This is a genomic window from Neoalteromonas flava (genome assembly GCF_002807685.1).
Classification (GTDB): Bacteria; Pseudomonadota; Gammaproteobacteria; order Enterobacterales; family Alteromonadaceae; genus Alteromonas_E; species Alteromonas_E flava.
This window is the reverse complement of record NZ_PEAX01000007.1, coordinates 1-16217: the sequence shown is the minus strand read 5'-3', so window position 1 is coordinate 16217 and position 16217 is coordinate 1. Positions and strand designations below refer to the sequence as shown.

13 protein-coding genes and 2 rRNA genes are annotated in these 16217 nt (G+C 43.7%); 7 read left to right on the top strand and 8 right to left on the bottom strand.

Annotated elements, in window-relative coordinates; genetic code table 11:
• Nucleotides 1-68: 68 nt before the first annotated feature.
• On the top strand, nt 69-938 hold the full coding sequence (locus CSH92_RS15070) for a DUF3014 domain-containing protein (protein ID WP_100658478.1): 870 nt from the start codon (nt 69-71) through the stop codon (nt 936-938).
• Entirely contained in the window at nt 928-1473 is a 546-nt protein-coding gene (locus CSH92_RS15065; RefSeq protein ID WP_100658477.1) for a DUF1285 domain-containing protein, read from the top strand. The genes CSH92_RS15070 and CSH92_RS15065 overlap by 11 nt, the downstream gene beginning before the upstream one ends.
• Here the strand turns inward: CSH92_RS15065 and CSH92_RS15060 are convergent.
• On the bottom strand, nt 1470-3017 hold the full coding sequence (locus CSH92_RS15060) for a methyl-accepting chemotaxis protein (RefSeq protein WP_100658476.1): 1548 nt from the start codon (nt 3015-3017) through the stop codon (nt 1470-1472). The genes CSH92_RS15065 and CSH92_RS15060 overlap by 4 nt on opposite strands.
• Before the next feature lie 130 nt (nt 3018-3147).
• Between CSH92_RS15060 and CSH92_RS15055 the strand changes: the two genes are divergently transcribed.
• From CSH92_RS15055 to CSH92_RS15040, 4 genes are all read left to right on the top strand, one after another.
• Nucleotides 3148-4425, top strand: coding sequence for a metal-dependent hydrolase family protein (locus tag CSH92_RS15055; RefSeq protein WP_100658475.1), 1278 nt, complete (start codon nt 3148-3150; stop codon nt 4423-4425).
• Nucleotides 4426-5010, top strand: a complete 585-nt coding sequence (locus CSH92_RS15050) for a YqaA family protein (protein ID WP_100658474.1) — start codon at nt 4426-4428, stop codon at nt 5008-5010.
• Nucleotides 5011-5068: 58 nt separating this feature from the next.
• Nucleotides 5069-5572: a hypothetical protein gene (locus CSH92_RS15045; RefSeq protein WP_124916978.1), complete on the top strand. Its 504-nt coding sequence runs from the start codon at nt 5069-5071 to the stop codon at nt 5570-5572.
• A gap of 198 nt (nt 5573-5770) precedes the next feature.
• Nucleotides 5771-6541, top strand: a complete 771-nt coding sequence (locus tag CSH92_RS15040) for a class I SAM-dependent methyltransferase (RefSeq protein WP_100658472.1) — start codon at nt 5771-5773, stop codon at nt 6539-6541.
• A 51-nt stretch (nt 6542-6592) separates the two neighbouring features.
• Here the strand turns inward: CSH92_RS15040 and tusA are convergent, their stop codons facing one another.
• The 4 genes from tusA to CSH92_RS15020 all read right to left on the bottom strand — a co-directional run bounded on the left by tusA (nt 6593) and on the right by CSH92_RS15020 (nt 10258).
• Nucleotides 6593-6850, bottom strand: coding sequence for a sulfurtransferase TusA (gene tusA, locus CSH92_RS15035; RefSeq protein ID WP_100658471.1), 258 nt, complete (start codon nt 6848-6850; stop codon nt 6593-6595).
• Nucleotides 6840-7478 (bottom strand): orotate phosphoribosyltransferase, encoded by a 639-nt coding sequence (pyrE, locus tag CSH92_RS15030; protein WP_100658470.1) that lies wholly within the window; start codon nt 7476-7478, stop codon nt 6840-6842. The genes tusA and pyrE overlap by 11 nt, the downstream gene beginning before the upstream one ends.
• Before the next feature lie 9 nt (nt 7479-7487).
• Complete coding sequence (gene rph, locus CSH92_RS15025; protein ID WP_100658469.1) at nt 7488-8201, bottom strand: ribonuclease PH; 714 nt, start codon at nt 8199-8201, stop codon at nt 7488-7490.
• A gap of 110 nt (nt 8202-8311) precedes the next feature.
• Nucleotides 8312-10258, bottom strand: a complete 1947-nt coding sequence (locus CSH92_RS15020) for an alpha/beta hydrolase family protein (protein WP_100658468.1) — start codon at nt 10256-10258, stop codon at nt 8312-8314.
• A 168-nt stretch (nt 10259-10426) separates the two neighbouring features.
• Between CSH92_RS15020 and CSH92_RS15015 the strand changes: the two genes are divergently transcribed.
• Nucleotides 10427-11290 carry a YicC/YloC family endoribonuclease gene (locus CSH92_RS15015; protein WP_100658467.1) on the top strand — a complete coding sequence of 288 codons (864 nt, stop codon included), beginning with the start codon at nt 10427-10429 and terminating at the stop codon, nt 11288-11290.
• 156 nt (nt 11291-11446) lie between these two features.
• Here the strand turns inward: CSH92_RS15015 and CSH92_RS15010 are convergent, their stop codons facing one another.
• From CSH92_RS15010 to CSH92_RS15000, 3 genes are all read right to left on the bottom strand, one after another.
• Nucleotides 11447-15430 carry an ATP-binding protein gene (locus CSH92_RS15010; protein ID WP_164084766.1) on the bottom strand — a complete coding sequence of 1328 codons (3984 nt, stop codon included), beginning with the start codon at nt 15428-15430 and terminating at the stop codon, nt 11447-11449.
• A gap of 369 nt (nt 15431-15799) precedes the next feature.
• Nucleotides 15800-15915 (bottom strand): 5S ribosomal RNA (gene rrf / locus CSH92_RS15005).
• A gap of 196 nt (nt 15916-16111) precedes the next feature.
• A 23S ribosomal RNA gene (locus tag CSH92_RS15000) occupies nt 16112-16217 on the bottom strand; the annotation flags it as partial.

Below are 16217 nucleotides of genomic sequence, written 5' to 3'. Positions count from 1 at the left end.
TCTTGAATTTAAGTACTGCAGTACTATTTCTAAATATAAACCATGATGTTTTGAAGGTAGGTAACTTAATGACAACGGAAGAAAGCCAAGCGAAGTCGATGAAGCCGCATATAATAATCGCCTCTTTGTTGTTAGCGATTATTGCGACGGTTCTATTGTGGCCTCAGAATGAAGCCGACGTTGCCAAGCAGCCCATTGCCATTGAGCCTCCACCTGTGATCGAGGCAAAGCCAGAGGTATCAGAAGAACCCGAGCCGATTGACGAGGTACAAGCCCCACCAGCAATCCAAGAAGTAGTGATTGAGCCTAGCGAAGACCCTGAGCCTTTGCCGGCAGAGCCGATTGAAGTTGAAGATATTATTGATACCTCTGATGCAGCGATTACAAGCGCGTTGCTGGAAATCGCAGATACACCCGTTATTGGTCGCTTTCTTGTCGATGACAGTCTCCTGCAACGATTTGTGGTTACGGTCTCAAATCTAGCTAGCGAAGATATTGCCCCGAACCACCAGCTGCTAGAAGCCCCCCAGCAAAGTTTTAAAGTCTATCGGCAAGCTGATCGGGAGTGGATTGATGCAGCCAGTTATAAGCGCTACACGCCCTACGTTGACGCACTTGAAACCTTGGAAAATGAGAAGCTGTTGTCGCTATATCAACGCTATGAATCTGACATCAAACAGAGTTTTAGTGAAATCGCGCAACCTGGGCAAGAGTTTGATGAGATGTTGGTAGAAGCCATCAACGTCTTATTGGACACCCCCGAGATTCCAACGCCGGTAGAGGTATATCGTGATAGCGTGATGTACAAATACAAAGATGAGCGAATTGAAAACTTAAGCCTACCGCAAAAGCAAATGTTGCGTTTAGGGCCAGACAATATGCGTCGGGTAAAAGCCAAGCTTCGTGAATTAAAAAATCAGCTAGAAAATGGATCTTAATCGACTTGCGGCGTCAATCGGAGGTGCTTCAGAGCAAAATCAGTTGCCGCCAGTGGAGCAATGGGATCCGGACTTTTGTGGCGATATTGCAATAACGATAACGCGCAGCGGCCAATGGTTTTATCAAGGATCACCGTTTGGCCGTAAACGCCTCGTTAAGTTATTTGCATCTATTCTCAAACGCGAAAACGATGAATACTTTCTCGTGACGCCAGTGGAGAAAGTGCGCATAGAGGTTGAGGATGTTCCCTTTGTGATCACCGAATGGGAGCACAATGCCGACCAAATCATAGTCAAAACACAGACTGAAGACATTTGTGCGATTAGCTATGAGCACCCGGTGGAGCTGCGATTTGATGCACAAAGTGAAACCCAGATCCCCTATGTCAATATCCGTCGCAATTTGTGGGCTCGTATCCATCAGAATGTCTTTTATCAATGGGTCGAGCAAGCACAAATCACCGAAGCTGACGACGGCACCTCAAGCGTTGAGTTACAAAGTGGCGACTACCGCTTCAGTATCGGTCAGATTTAGCGTCTGAAGGTATCACTAAGACCTGCAATCTGACTGATGTTTTTAGCTAAGTGACTCATCGACTTCGACATTGAACTGGCAAGTTGATCATTATGTGATGCTGCCGCCTCTATTTCATTCACATTACCTTCAATGCTGCTGCACGCCTGTTCCTGATCCCGCACAGCATTCGCAATACTTTGCGAATGTTTACTGATGTCGTCAATCATGGTGTAGATTTCACCAATGATATCCGCTGATTGATTGGCTTTTTCTACGCTACCCTCAGCACTATCGCTGGAACTTTTCATGGCGCTGACCCATTGGTCAAGGGTGCTGCGCATCAATGACAAGCTATCTACGATATTTGCTGCTGACTCTTGTGTTCGTGTAGACAACGCGCGAACTTCGTCAGCCACCACCGCAAATCCTCTACCGCTTTCTCCAGCTCGCGCAGCTTCAATTGCAGCATTCAGCGCTAACAGATTAGTTTGTTCTGCAATGGCCTCGATTTCACCCATCGTAGAAGACACCTTATCAGCAGCTGACTTAAGGTCATCCGCGGTATTGGCTGCTTGTTTAACAAACGTTGATAATTCACTAACGCTATCTCGGCCACTTAATATTAAGGTTTTGGCTTGCGCACATTGCTCATTGGTTTTAACGATGTTTTCTGTGGTTTGGCCAACACTGGCAAGCACCTCTCGACTTGAATGTGTCATTTGTTGCATCGCCACCGAGATACCGTGAATTTCTTGCTTCTGCTTTGCAATACTGTGCGTTGTCTCATCAACATCTTGCTGCGACTGTTGCGCAATGGAGGTTAGTTGATGCGCAGCATCCATCGTTCGACCAAGCACCGTGCGCTGCATTCCTTGTTGCATACCAATATGAAAATCGAACACGCTGAGCGAACCACGACCGTGCAAAACAAAACGACTCACGCTGTCAAAACTGTCGCGTAATTCTGCCGCGCGCGCAGGAAAGCTGATTAATTCATTCTTGAACAAATAAAATCCAATGCCCTGCATCACCAGCAAGACAATGGCGGCAGTCCAGCTAAACATGAAACCCAACACACCGGCTAATACTATAAACGCAGCGATAAAGGCATAGAGCCGTACTGAAAACGAAATTTCTTGTACACCGCGCATCTTGCCTTGGTTAATTTCAGCGTATAGGCGCTTTGCGCGTGCCACCTGCTCACTGGTGGGTTTAACCCTAACCGACTGATAGCCCTGTAATTCGCCATCGTGGAAAATGGGCGTGACAAAAGCATCCACCCAATAATAACTGCCGTCTTTGCACAGGTTCTTAACGATACCGCGCCATGCATGTCCCTTCTCAATATGATCCCACATATCCTTGAAGGCAGCTTTAGGCATATCAGGGTGACGTACAATATTATGATTCTTACCCATTAACTCATGAGGCGCATAACCTGCTACCCGACAAAAAACATCGTTTGCATACGTGATCACGCCGCGTCGATCGGTCGTTGATACAAGTTCTTCAGTCGCTGGAAAAGTAACTTCGTGATCTCGTACCGTTTGATTTCGTCGCATAACTTTACCTATTTGCCGGATTAGATATTAAGAATAGTCAATGAATGTTAGTTTTCAAAAGCTGCGCTTTCTTGCGTAACTCAAAGACATACACTAATGTGACTGACACTCATAAAAAAGAGACCCTACCATGCGAATAATTACTCTCGCCCTCAGCCTACTATTTATAGTCGGCACACAAGCGAAAACCTTAATTCATGCAGGCACCATCATTACTGCAAGTGACAACAAAACACATAGTGAAAAAACCATCATTGTTGATGGTGACCGCATAGAGAGTATTGAAGACGGGTACCTACAGCCAAGCGCAGATGATCAAGTTATCGACCTGCGTAACAGTACTGTTATGCCCGGCTTTATGGATATGCACGTGCATTTGTCACAACAACACGGTGGACCAGCGACCTACTTACAGCGCTTCACTGCAAATGAATCCGATGCGGCTTTGACCGCCGCTCACTACGCAGAGAAAACTCTGATGGCGGGCTTTACTACGGTTAGAAACTTAGGTGATGGGTACAATGAGACCGTCGCTCTGCGTGCAGCTATAGCGCAAGGCAAGCATATTGGACCACGTATCTTCACCTCCGCAAAGTCGATTGCCACCACCGGAGGGCATGCAGATCCTACCAACGGACACAGTGCTCGCTTAGCTGGCGACCCAGGCCCCAAAGAAGGCGTGGTTAACGGAGTTGCTGACGCTCGCAAAGCGGTACGTCAACGGTATAAAGATGGTGCAGACTTGATCAAAATAACTGCCACCGGCGGCGTTTTAAGTTTAGCTAAAAGCGGGCAAAATCCGCAGTTTATGAATGATGAACTTGAAGCTATCGTGCAAACTGCAAAAGACTACGACATGACCGTTGCGGTGCATGCCCACGGTACTGAAGGTATGCAGAGAGCGATTAAAGCCGGTGTAGATTCAATTGAACATGGCACCTATATGGATAAAGAAACCGTCAAACTGATGAAAAAGCACGGAACCTATTACGTGCCAACGATTTTGGCCGGTGCCTTCGTGGCCGAAAAAGCAAAGATTGATGGCTACTTCCCTGAAATCGTACGCCCAAAAGCAGCGGCTATAGGCCCCTTGATCCAAGCCACGTTTAAGCGAGCCAATGATGCTGGTGTTAAGATTGCCTTTGGCACCGACTCCGGCGTTTCGCCACACGGTGAAAATGCGAAAGAATTTGCGTTAATGGTTGAGGCTGGCATGGATCCTTTGCAAGCCATCATCAGCGCCACGCGCAATGCAGCAGATCTACTTAACGTGAGTGATGAGCTTGGTACCCTAAGCGCTGGAAAGAAAGCCGATATTGTTGCAGTTGAAGGTGACCCACTGAGTGACATTACGCGCTTACAAAACGTCGGCTTCGTGATGAAAGACGGTATTGTTTATAAACAGTAAATGCGCAAAAAAATAAAACGCAAAGTTAAGCGATTGGTCACCTCCAAGCATATGCTGAAAGGGGTGACCGTTGCTTCATTCCTAGAATCCACTATCGTACCAGTACCGCTTGAGGCCATCTTATTACCCTTGATGCAAGCGCGCCGTGATCAGCTCTGGTTGATCGCGTTAATGGCTACCATTGGTTGCATAATTGGTGCGGTATTCGGATATGCCCTCGGGTATTTTCTCTTCGATCTGATTGGTAACGCGGTGATAAATGCCTTTTCATCACCCGACCAATGGCAGTTGGTTAAAGACCGAATGGCAACGGAAGGATTTTGGTTTATACTGTCACTCGGTATCATACCGATTCCTTTTCAAATCGCTATGCTTGCTGCAGGTGCAACCCAGTTCTCTTTGGCCTTGTATCTGCTAGCAACAGCGATTTCGCGCAGCATCCGTTATTTCGGCATTGCGCTTGCAGTAAAGATTGCTGGTAATCATGCCGAACGCTTGATCAAAAAATACCGCACCATCGCTGTAGTGGTGATATGCGTTATCATTGCCACAGCATGGTGGTTTTCAAAATCCACGGTTGCTTGACACAATCCGATTTATGCCTGCTATACTTCCACTAGGTATAATTCCCGCAATGGATAGTATGGACATCAATCCTCTTACGCAGTTAAGCATGCAGCTGTATAAATCAAAGTCAGCTAAGGACCAGCTACGCTTAATTTGCACTACAGTATCTGATGTTATCCCCAAAGCTAATCGAGTTAGTTTATGGAAGTTCAATGCTGATAAAACTGAAATTACCTGTTTGGCACTGCTGAAAGAGCAGGCTTTTTCAACACCAAGTGAAGTCACCCTGAGCGCCAAAGATTATCCAGAATATTTTGCTGCTATAGTCAGCGAAAGTACCGTGGTTGCTTCTGACGCACGCAATCAGGCCGAAACTGAATGTTTTAATGAAAGTTACTTCATCCCGCAAAATATTTATTCGCTGCTTGATTATGTGTTCAGTGAGCAGTTTGTTCCATTCGGTATTATCTGTTGCGAAAGTGTGGGTAAAAAAGTCACCTGGTCGCTTAAAGATATCGCCGAACTAAAACGGGCAGCGCGCATCGTTTCGGTGTTCGCTCAAATGAACTCGCATCAGTAAGCGCGTTACCAAGCATGCAACGCTATCAATAGGCAATTACCGCCGCTCCTCTTATCACGGCTTGCCGTTACTGCTTAACGTTAATCTATCGAATAATACTGATCTTTGTCGCAATAGTATTCGTTTTCTCTAGAGTTAGGTTTACAGTCTACGTCGATATCTTCGACGCATTACAATGGTTAAACACAAGGAAACAACATGAAAAAAATTACTACCGCTCTGTTGGCCAGTACCCTCGCCTTTAGTCTGGGCAGTTCAATCGCGCTTGCCGATGATCACGGGCACAGCACAGCAGATAAAGTAAAAGCTGCAATGCAAGCTGATATTCGCAGCGACGCAGAAAAAGAACGCGATCGGAATCGCCGTCCAGTTGAAACCCTTGAGTTTTTCGGGCTTGAGCACGACATGAAGATTGTTGAGTTGCTACCCGGTGGCGGGTGGTACACCAAGTTGTTGGTCCCAACTGTGGCTGAAAACGGTGAATATTATGCAGCTATCGGCACCGGACGCATTAAAGAGCGCCTCAGTGGGCAGCCAGGCTTTGAGAAAATGAATATCGTTGCCGAAGACGCTAAAGTGTGGCGTGAAGATGGGGCACGTTTTTACTCATTGGAGCTGGGCTCGTTAGGCGTTACTGATGCGGACATGGTGTTAACCTTCCGCAACTATCACAATTTTAGTGATCAAGGCCGTGCGGCGATGAATAAAGCCGCGTTTGATGCGCTTAAATCAGGTGGTGTTTATGCCGTGGTGGATCACACGGCGCGTCACATGGAGCCGATGAATGATAGTAATCGTCGCCGCTTTGATCCGGTCAAAGCAATCAAAGAAATTCAAGCGGCTGGTTTTGAATTTGTTGACTACAGCAACTTGCATTATCGTGAAGACGATGAGCTGGAATATGAAGTAGGCGCGAAGAGCGTAACCGGTAACACTGACCGCTGGACACTTAAGTTCGTTAAGCCTTAAGCTGCAAAGTTTGCAATCGCGCGCTTATTCAGCGCGCAGATTGGATAAGTGCTAAAGCCCCTTTTTGATGATATATCGAAATGGGGCTTTTTCTATTTCTGCGGCAACCAGAATGTGGTCCATAAAGCGACAAAAACTAGGAATGTCGCGCACTGTGGCAGGATCGTCAGCGAGCACACTCAAGGTTTCACCCTCCGTCATTTTCCGCATACGCATGCGTATCATCATAACAGGCTCAGGACAGCGCAACCCCATGGCATCCAGCGCTTCATGGGTAGCAGCAAAATCATGGTCGAAATCAGATGCCATACTGCTCGCGGTATTGATTAATTTTAGCGACTTCTGCCTGTTTGCCCTGCTCGGTTAAATAACTCACCACGTCCGCTAACGTCACAATCGCAATCACCTGAGTATTGAAGTCACGCTCGACTTCTTGAATGGCAGACAGTTCACCTTGCCCACGCTCTTGGCGATCCAGTGCAATCAACACGCCTGCTAAATTAGCTTGATGCGCTTCAATGAGCTGCATGGATTCACGAATGGCCGTACCAGCCGTGATCACATCGTCCACCAACATCACATTGCCACTCAATGGACTGCCGACCAAGTTGCCACCTTCTCCGTGGGTTTTGGCCTCTTTGCGGTTAAAGCAATAAGGTACATCTTGGTTATGTTCATTGGCTAAAGCCACCGCTGTGGTGGTAGCAATAGGAATGCCCTTATAGGCAGGGCCGAACAGTAAATCAAAATCCACCCTGGACTCAACCAATGCACTGGCATAAAAACGGCCTAGCTTGGCTAAGTCGCCACCGGTATTGAACAACCCAGCATTAAAAAAGTACGGGCTGGTACGCCCCGACTTTAATGTGAATTCGCCAAATTTTAATACGCCGCGGTTGATGGCAAACTCAATAAACGCTCGCTGATAATCGCGCATCACTTCACCTTAACTTAATGCTAATTTCTGTGCTTCGAAAAGCTCTTTCAGGCCGGCTTTGGCAATCGTAAGTAGCTCATCAAGCTCTTCAAAGCTAAAAGGTTCGCCCTCTGCGGTGCCTTGTACTTCGATGAGTTTACCAGTGTCAGTCATGACAATATTCATGTCTGTTTCTGCCGCTGAGTCTTCAACATATTCAAGATCTGCCACTGCAGAGCCATCATAAATGCCAACTGATAACGCAGCGATCATGTGCTTAAGTGGGTTTGCCTTGATGATGTTCTTGCTGCGCATATGTGTGAGCGCATCAACCAGCGCGACACAGGCTCCAGTGATTGACGCGGTACGCGTACCGCCATCGGCTTGGATTACGTCGCAATCGACGGTTATGGTGTTCTCGCCAAGAATGCTCAAATCAACTGCGGCGCGCAATGAACGTGCAATCAAACGTTGAATTTCCAGTGTGCGCCCACCCTGCTTGCCACGCGCCGCTTCACGCGCTGAACGGGTATGCGTAGCACGCGGTAGCATGCTGTACTCTGCCGTGATCCAGCCTTTACCTTGGCCCTTCATAAAACGCGGTACACCTTCTTCCACCGTCGCATTACAGATAACTTTGGTATTACCAAACTCAATTAATACTGAGCCCTCTGCGTGACACGTGTAATTGCGAGTAATGGTAACGGGGCGGATCTGACTGGCGGTTCTTCCGCTTGGGCGCATGCGGCTCTCCTAAAAATGGCTAGATGAATTAATCCGGCGAAGTATAGCGTAATGCGCGCGCTGGCGGGAGGGGGAGGCAGAAAACTCTCTGCCTCTGTAACACTAAATAATTACTTTAGGTGCTTGGCAAGAAAGGACGCCACCGTTTCATAGTATTCTGTACGATTAGCTTCATCGTAGAAGCCATGTGCTTCCGAGGATTTAACGAACCATTCAAAAGACTTATTGTGTGCTTCAAGCGCAGCACGTAAACGTTTTGCATGGGTAAACGGAACGCGTTCATCCTTTTCACCATGGGCAATCAACACTTCCGCTTTAAGCTTGGCGACATGCGTTAGCGGTGAGAAATCGCGTAATTCATCAGGATCTGAGCCAATGGCTTTTTCAAGGTAATCTTTACCAAAAAAGCGTTTTGGAATATCCCCCTCGTCATACATTAGCTGTAAGTCATACACTCCAACAGTTGCAACAGTGCAAGTAAATAAATCAGGATAAAGTACTGACGACATCATGGCCGAATAACCACCAAAACTAGCTCCCATAATACAGACTTTATTTGGGTCTATCTTACCTTGGTTGATTACCCATTCAGTACCGGCAACAATGTCTTTTTGAATAGCATCTCCCCACTGGCGATACCCTGCTGTTTCAAACGCTTCACCGTAACCACCCGAGCCACGATAATTAACCCGTAACACTGCATACCCTTGGGCCGCTAGCATTTGAACCTCGCGGTCAAAATTCCAGAAGTCCCGGATCCCGTGCGGGCCACCATGCACCAAGGTGACCAGCGGAATCTTGGTGTCTGCTTTGTAGTTGACTGGGTAAGTTAAATAACCGGCTACATTCATTCCATCAAAAGATTCAAACTCAATAGGCGACGATTGCGCCATTAAGTTGATATCTATGTGATCGAAGTTTGCAAACAATTGCGCAAGCCGGTTTTTCTCTTTGTCGTATAAATAAAAGCTACCCGCATCAATGTCATTACTCACATACAGTAACCACTTAGAGCGGTCACGAGAGCGACTGGTAATGTTTATTTCGTAACCTGCAAACGTCGCAAGAAAAGCTTTAAACAATTGCGACTCTTGGCTGGTTGAATTAAGCATGACGTAGGTGGGAAAACCATCGTCCACTTGCAAAGCATATACTTCGCTGCGGTCGGCGTTAAAATTCACGTCAGTGATAGAGACCTTTTCATCCACATAAATTAGCTTGCTACTTCCACTCGTTAAATCAAAAGAATAAAGACCCTGCTTACCCGAATCATGTAACGCAAAGTAATATAGCGCGTCACCCGCTTGAGTTAATGCCAGCGGTACAAAGTCAGCGCCAAAATCATTGGTGATTTCAACCCACTGTTCATTCTCATACTTATACGCGCGGTCTTCAGAATCTTTGTCTAAGCCAGCAGCAAATTTTAGCTCGCCTTCACGATTCGCGATAAAACGTGCCAGGGGTACCGGTGCTAATACCTTGTCATTGGACAGGCGCCCTGTGTAAACATTTAACTTATGTACGCTCGCTAGTTTCGAAGCATCATCTGACATGGGCGTAGATGAGATAAGGATATGGTCATCATCGTTGGGTAACATGCTAATAATCTGTGCCCAACCTCTTACCGCTTCGCGGCGCTTCATGCGGGTGCCTGACTGCTGCTCCCCTGCACGATAACCGTAAATAATCTCGGCGTTAGAGCCATCGTAGTCTACGGCAAATAACTCGCCGAAGTTGTCAGCTTGTTCTTTCCAACCGTAACGCTCCCATATTTCGGTGATAATACGCTCGTTGTTGGCCCAGTAGTAATTGCCAATTTCGGCGCCTTCTCCTAGGTCCGCCCCGCCAATTACTTCAAATGTTGCCATGTCGAAGACCGCAAGGCGGCGTTTACCTTTTGAACGAATGGCAACCGCTAGTTTAGTACCATCAGGGGAAATTTTTGCCGATGCGTAGTTTGCGTCTTTGGCAAAGTCTGCGGGAGGAACAATTTCTGCTCGTAATAGACAAGGGAATACTACCGCTGCAACCAGCAGTAAGCGTGTAATCAGGATCATGCTTTTCAGTCCTTTGAATCAATAAAACTCCATTTGTTTGAAACATTTAGTTACAAACAAACACGACCAGCCGAGCATAGTAAAAAATCTCGTTCGGGTCGATAGTCAAAATAAGGTAAACTAGTCGAAATATTCGTTTTGAATAAAATTTTTTCGGGAGTTTTTACAATGATTTACAGCATGACAGGATTTGCACGCCACGAAGTCAAAGGTGATTGGGGCACGGCGGTGTGGGAAATTCGTTCTGTAAACCAACGGTTTCTTGAAACTTACTTTCGCCTCCCGGAACAGTTTCGAGCCCTAGAGCCACTGCTACGCGAGCGTTTTCGTAAAGCGCTACAACGCGGCAAAGTAGAATGTAATTTACGCTTTACGGCGAATGATGGGGCAGTAGGTAAACTTAGTTTAAATGAAGAATTGGCCAAACAATTGATGCATGCGGCTGACTGGGTGCAATCACACGGGCAGTCAACGGGCGTAAACCCAGTGGACATTTTGCGTTGGCCAGGTGTTGTATCAGCAGAAGAAGCTGACATGGATACCATTCAAGCCGAAATCCTAAAAGGCTTTGATCAAGCGCTTAATGAGTTTAAAGATTCTCGGGCAACCGAGGGAAAGAACCTCAAGGCAATGATAGAGCAACGCCTTGAAGGCATATTAGTAGAGGTAGAGAAAGTCAGTAAGCTCATGCCAAGCATCGTAGAATGGCAACGCGAACGCATACTTACTCGCTTTGAAGAAGCCAAGGTTGAATTAGATCCAACCCGTATCGAGCAAGAGATGGTTATGCTAGCTCAACGCATTGATGTAGCGGAAGAGCTCGATCGCTTAAACTCACACGTGAGCGAAACCCAGAAAATCCTCAACAAAGGCGGAGCAATCGGCCGCCGATTGGATTTTATGATGCAAGAGTTTAATCGCGAATCGAACACTCTTGGTAGTAAATCTATCAATGCCGAGATCACCCAATCAGCCGTTGAGCTAAAAGTGTTGATTGAGCAAATGCGCGAGCAGATCCAGAATATTGAGTAAGGTGACTAAACTGCAACTAGTGAATTTACTTAAGAATGGAATCTTGGTTAGTCTAGAACATTTGCAAATGCTCAGAAGATACGCTGAAAGTACATAGTAGATTAGCCAAATTAACTGGGGAGTATTGGTATAAGCACAGAACGCTGTCTAATAAACTTAATTGCTCTTAGCTACTTTTGTACCCTTTTTACTTTTATTCTTAACTAAGCTTACATTACCGCCACATGCAATAAACTGAGAGGGCGTCATTTCATAGTAGTCCCTGAAGCACATTCCGAAATATGAAGGGGATCCAAAGCCCAAGTCAAAGGCTACCTCAGAAATATTACTGGAGTTTAATAGTTTCTTAGCTGCTTTCTTTAATCTGTATTGCTTAACAAAACTTGTGAAACTTAAACCAAGGAAGTCATTAAGTTTTCTGTTTATTTGTCTCTCTGTACAATTCATACTTGTTGCAGCAAAATCTTTGTTAAAGTTTGGATCCTGATAATTTTGTTGCAGTAATACAACAAGTTGCATATAGAACCGTTGATCTTTTTCTTCATCAAATTCAGGCATAACGATATGCTCAAGATCTATCACGGTCTCAGGTTTCGCTAGTTCACTCTTATCCAATTGAGCATCTAACTTTGGCCTCATTTTAATAATTTGTTCAACTTTGAATTTAATTTCTGCAGCTTCAAAAGGTTTTAGGATAAAGTCATCAGCTTTACTACTGAGAGCATTTATCTTAGTACTTCTGTCTGAATTAGCAGAAATAATAATAATTGGGATAGTACTTGTTTGCTCATTTTCCCTAATTTTGGTCGTTAACTTTAAACCGTTTAATAGCGGCAAATCTATATCTGCAATAATTACGTTAGGCATCACAGTCAATGCAATATCTAGTGCTTCTTTACCATTAACACTGCGAATACAGTGGTACGTTGGTTCAAACATATCTGCAAGATAATTACGAATATGTACTGAGGAATCGGCAATCAAAACTGTCGCTTTGTCTGCCATTGTAACAAGGCTGCTTTTAAGCTCGTCGTGACTACCATCTAGCGTTAAGGAAGACTTGTCCAAAATTGCTATCTTATTTGGATCCATATCAGCTTTTTCATTTGCTGATTTAGGGGGCTCAGTGAGTTTAAAAATGACATGAAATTCTGTTCCCACACCAATGGAACTTTCAACGCGAATTTCACCATTATTAGCTTCTAGTTGCTCTTTAACGACGGCTAAACCTAGGCCGCTTCCTTCAAGTTGTGAATTGTTGTCGAGTTTAGAAAATCGCTCAAAGATTTGATGAAGTTCACTTTCTTGAATACCTTCCCCTTGGTCAATTATTGAAATAACGACCTTCTCTACCTTCTTTTTAATGGATAAAGTGACTTCCGTATTAGGTAATGTGTACTTTATTGCATTCCCAATAAGGTTGGAAAAAATCCTTTCAAATGAGCTTTTATGGGTACGTATGTATAATCCTTTCCCACCCTTAATAGAGATTCTAATTCCCCGTAACTTGGCTATTTGCTCAAAGGACTCAACTAGACTATTTATTGAAGAGCGCACTTCCACTGTTACTTCAAATAAACGTTCATTACCAACAAGGTTTTCAATTTCATCGAACTGCTCAATTAAACAATTTACTCTTTGCACAGTATTTAATGAAGAATTGATGCTGTCCTTAATAACGTCAGGTTTGTTTGATTGAATTGATTTTGTCAACCAGCCTTGAAGGTATGTCAGGGGAGTTCTTAATTCTGCAGACAAACTTGAAAATATAGTCTTTTCTTTTACCAAAGCTTCCTTCAAGTTGGTAAGCTTCTCGTGTAAAGCCATTGTCCTCTCTTCTGCATAATCTTCAGCAAATTTTAGTTGCCTTTTCTTTGCTTTTTTCGCCAAGATTAAAAATAAAAAGTAGAGTAAAACTGCTAGCAGAAAGTAGATTAAAAAAGCGGCTTGGGTCAGCCATATAGGTGGCAAAACTCGAATCTTCTGAGATGTAATTGGTTGCTGTTCTTTTGATTGGTAATCTACAGCTCTCACCTGAAACTCATAATCGCCGAATGGAAGAGCCGAATATGAAGCAGTACTAGTACCTCTTTTAGCTAGTTGCCAATTTTCACTTAAACCAATAAGTCTATATTCGAAATCTAGGTAATTATGATCGATGGGATCGACCGCAGCAAAGTGAACATCGAACTGGTAGACGTCGCTTTTAATTTCAGCAACAAAATTCCCCTTCGTAGTTTTTGGGATTTTTTCCCTTAGGGCTGGATATTCTCCTTTCCCTGAATAAATTGTAATATCATCAACGTAAACGGGATTGGAACTAACTAGTAACTCATTTAGTACAGGGATTAACTGACTCATGTTCAAAATATATGAATCATCATCTCCAGTGACAACTAATTGATCGTCTCGCGAATATCGCAATCCCTCAAATTCAAAGTCTCCGTCTTTAATTCCTATACGGGTATTTATTTTTTGTTTCCATTCTGCGTTCGCGCTTACTCTATACAAGCCTGCATTTGTCGCAACCCATAAGTTCCCTTGTAGATCTATGGCAATGTCCCTGATATATCTAGAGTGTATTAGGTCGTTCAACTTAGAATTAACTAAAGTAGAACTCTCGTTGCTAAGAACTTGAATTCCGAATCCGCTTGTACAGAAATAAATAGTTCCCGTAGGCGATTTCTCGACACAATCAATCGGAATATCTTCAGTTAAATTCGATACATCATATGTATGCCATGTTTCGTAAGTATTAGTTGAGTAAAGACCTTGATAATAATCTAAGGCAAATAGAGAGTCAGAAGTAACAAAAATCTCATTTGGAGAAAAGTTTAGGTGGATCTCACTTATACCTTTGTTTACAAGCCTGTATAGTTTGCCGTTTTCGGTAAGCGCAATTGTATCGCCGGAAAAATCTTTAAGACTGACTATTGAAGAGTCCAATTCATAAGAGTCAATAAGCTTGATCGAACTATCAAACACCCGAATAATATTTGACGAAGCGGTCACTAAATCATCCGAACCATTTACAATAAACTGGTCAACTTCACCTATTTCCAAATACTCAGAAAATGGATTTATCTCAAACGTTAATCTGTCGTGAATGAATAACTCGTGTCCATCATATAAAATCAAAAGTTCCATAAATTCTGAAACGTTTTCAATTCGCAGTTTCTTCCCATTAAATTTCGCTTTGTTTATTGAGGAAAATCCTAGGGGCAGCCAAAAGAAACCCGACAGAGGGGATGCCATTGCTATTTTCCCATTTTTTTTAAATAGCTGATGTACATACGAAAACTCTTTATCAGAGACAAAATTTTCAAACATATTTACTGACTTAACAATGTTTAAATGTTCATCAATCAGATAAATTTTTTCGGAATACACGATGTTTTGGCCGGTGCCAAAATTTTGAATTTCTGTGACATTTTGATTCTCTAGAGCAGTTCGCACGGCCCCAAATTCAGAACCAGTTAGCTTAACTTTTACTAATCCTCTACTGGTTCCTAAAAATAATTCATCGTCATTTAAAAGCTTTATTTTATTTATTACAAACGTTTCGCCAAGTTGAGGAGACAACTCTAACTTGGTATATGTGTCATTACTAAGATCTAGACGAATTAGACTGTTTCCATTTTGATAATATAAATCTTTATCGTTCTCCAAGATTGTAAAGGCATTGACAGTTGATGCTATTGGTTCAATTAAATAATCTCCGTTAGTAAGAACGGAAATCTTGTTCACAGAATCGAATGCGCTAACCAGTACTCCAAATTCCCCCGAAAAAGCAAGATCATAAATAAAGTTAAGATTTTCAGAATCCAATTTTGTAAAAATTAGCTCTTGTGAAGGATCAAGCAACGCTATGTACATGCCATTACCTGATGTACCAATAAATAAGTAGTCTGTTGTCGCTAATATCGCTGTTACTGGAGCTGTTTGTGGAAATGATATTATTTGAAAGTAAGCTCCTTTCGAGTAGAAAAATAAGCCATTCTCAGAGCCGAGCCAAATCCGGTGGCCACCATCAAAGATTTTATGAATTAAACCTATATCGCTTTTATCTACCTCTTCATAAGTTTGTACGAGGGGACTTGCAATGGAATATCCCAAAATTCCAAATAAGAATATGGCCACAATAATCCCTGATCTTATGAAATTATTAAAAAGTCGTCCCATAACTAGTAGCTTATGTCCAAATCTTAGTATTCAAATAGCCCCAACTTGTAATTCAATTTGAGGGCACTTACTAACTAAAAAGGATCGATTATGAAATGTCAAATTAATCAACACTAAATTGAAGAACTTAACAAAGCAGATACGCATTTAGTTTCAGGAGGCAGAAACGAAGATGGTACTAACGATTTACCTGATTGGACTGGCTATTACCGAGATGGTGAGTGGTACATCGACCCTGATCCAAAAAACAAAAAAACAAGACCTAGAGACTAGTTTCTGGAAATAAAAAAGCCCCTCTCACACGAGAAGGGCTTTTTCGGAATGGGAGTCTGGCGATGTGCTACTCTCACATGGGGAGACCCCACACTACCATCGCCGCTAACGTGTTTCACTTCTGAGTTCGGAATGGAGTCAGGTGGTACCACGTCGCTATTGTCGCCAGACATAAACTGGTTATCGTGCAAATTCATGATGATTGCGAAGCTTTCATCGTGACATTTGCGCAAGGAGGACTCACAGTACTCTTGAGGAGTTTGTTAAGTCAGCCTTACTTAAACAATAAGGAAAAAGCTGTAATTTAATCTAAGAGCGCGTTTTGTATGGTCTTACGATTGCCACCACAAACACATTAGGTGTTGTATGGTTAAGCCTCTCGGGCAATTAGTACAGGTTAGCTTAACGCCTTGCAACGCTTCCACACCCTGCCTATCAACGTCATCGTCTATAACAACCCTTCCAGGACTTA

Coding starts and splice junctions, on each gene's coding strand:
- CSH92_RS15045 (WP_124916978.1), top strand. CDS start 5,069: ATGGACATCAATCCTCTTACGCAGTTAAGCATGCAGCTGTATAAATCA.
- CSH92_RS15015 (WP_100658467.1), top strand. CDS start 10,427: ATGATTTACAGCATGACAGGATTTGCACGCCACGAAGTCAAAGGTGAT.
- CSH92_RS15050 (WP_100658474.1), top strand. CDS start 4,426: ATGCGCAAAAAAATAAAACGCAAAGTTAAGCGATTGGTCACCTCCAAG.
- CSH92_RS15055 (WP_100658475.1), top strand. CDS start 3,148: ATGCGAATAATTACTCTCGCCCTCAGCCTACTATTTATAGTCGGCACA.
- CSH92_RS15060 (WP_100658476.1), bottom strand. CDS start 3,017: ATGCGACGAAATCAAACGGTACGAGATCACGAAGTTACTTTTCCAGCG.
- CSH92_RS15020 (WP_100658468.1), bottom strand. CDS start 10,258: ATGATCCTGATTACACGCTTACTGCTGGTTGCAGCGGTAGTATTCCCT.
- CSH92_RS15065 (WP_100658477.1), top strand. CDS start 928: ATGGATCTTAATCGACTTGCGGCGTCAATCGGAGGTGCTTCAGAGCAA.
- rph (WP_100658469.1), bottom strand. CDS start 8,201: ATGCGCCCAAGCGGAAGAACCGCCAGTCAGATCCGCCCCGTTACCATT.
- pyrE (WP_100658470.1), bottom strand. CDS start 7,478: ATGCGCGATTATCAGCGAGCGTTTATTGAGTTTGCCATCAACCGCGGC.
- CSH92_RS15040 (WP_100658472.1), top strand. CDS start 5,771: ATGAAAAAAATTACTACCGCTCTGTTGGCCAGTACCCTCGCCTTTAGT.
- tusA (WP_100658471.1), bottom strand. CDS start 6,850: ATGGCATCTGATTTCGACCATGATTTTGCTGCTACCCATGAAGCGCTG.
- CSH92_RS15070 (WP_100658478.1), top strand. CDS start 69: ATGACAACGGAAGAAAGCCAAGCGAAGTCGATGAAGCCGCATATAATA.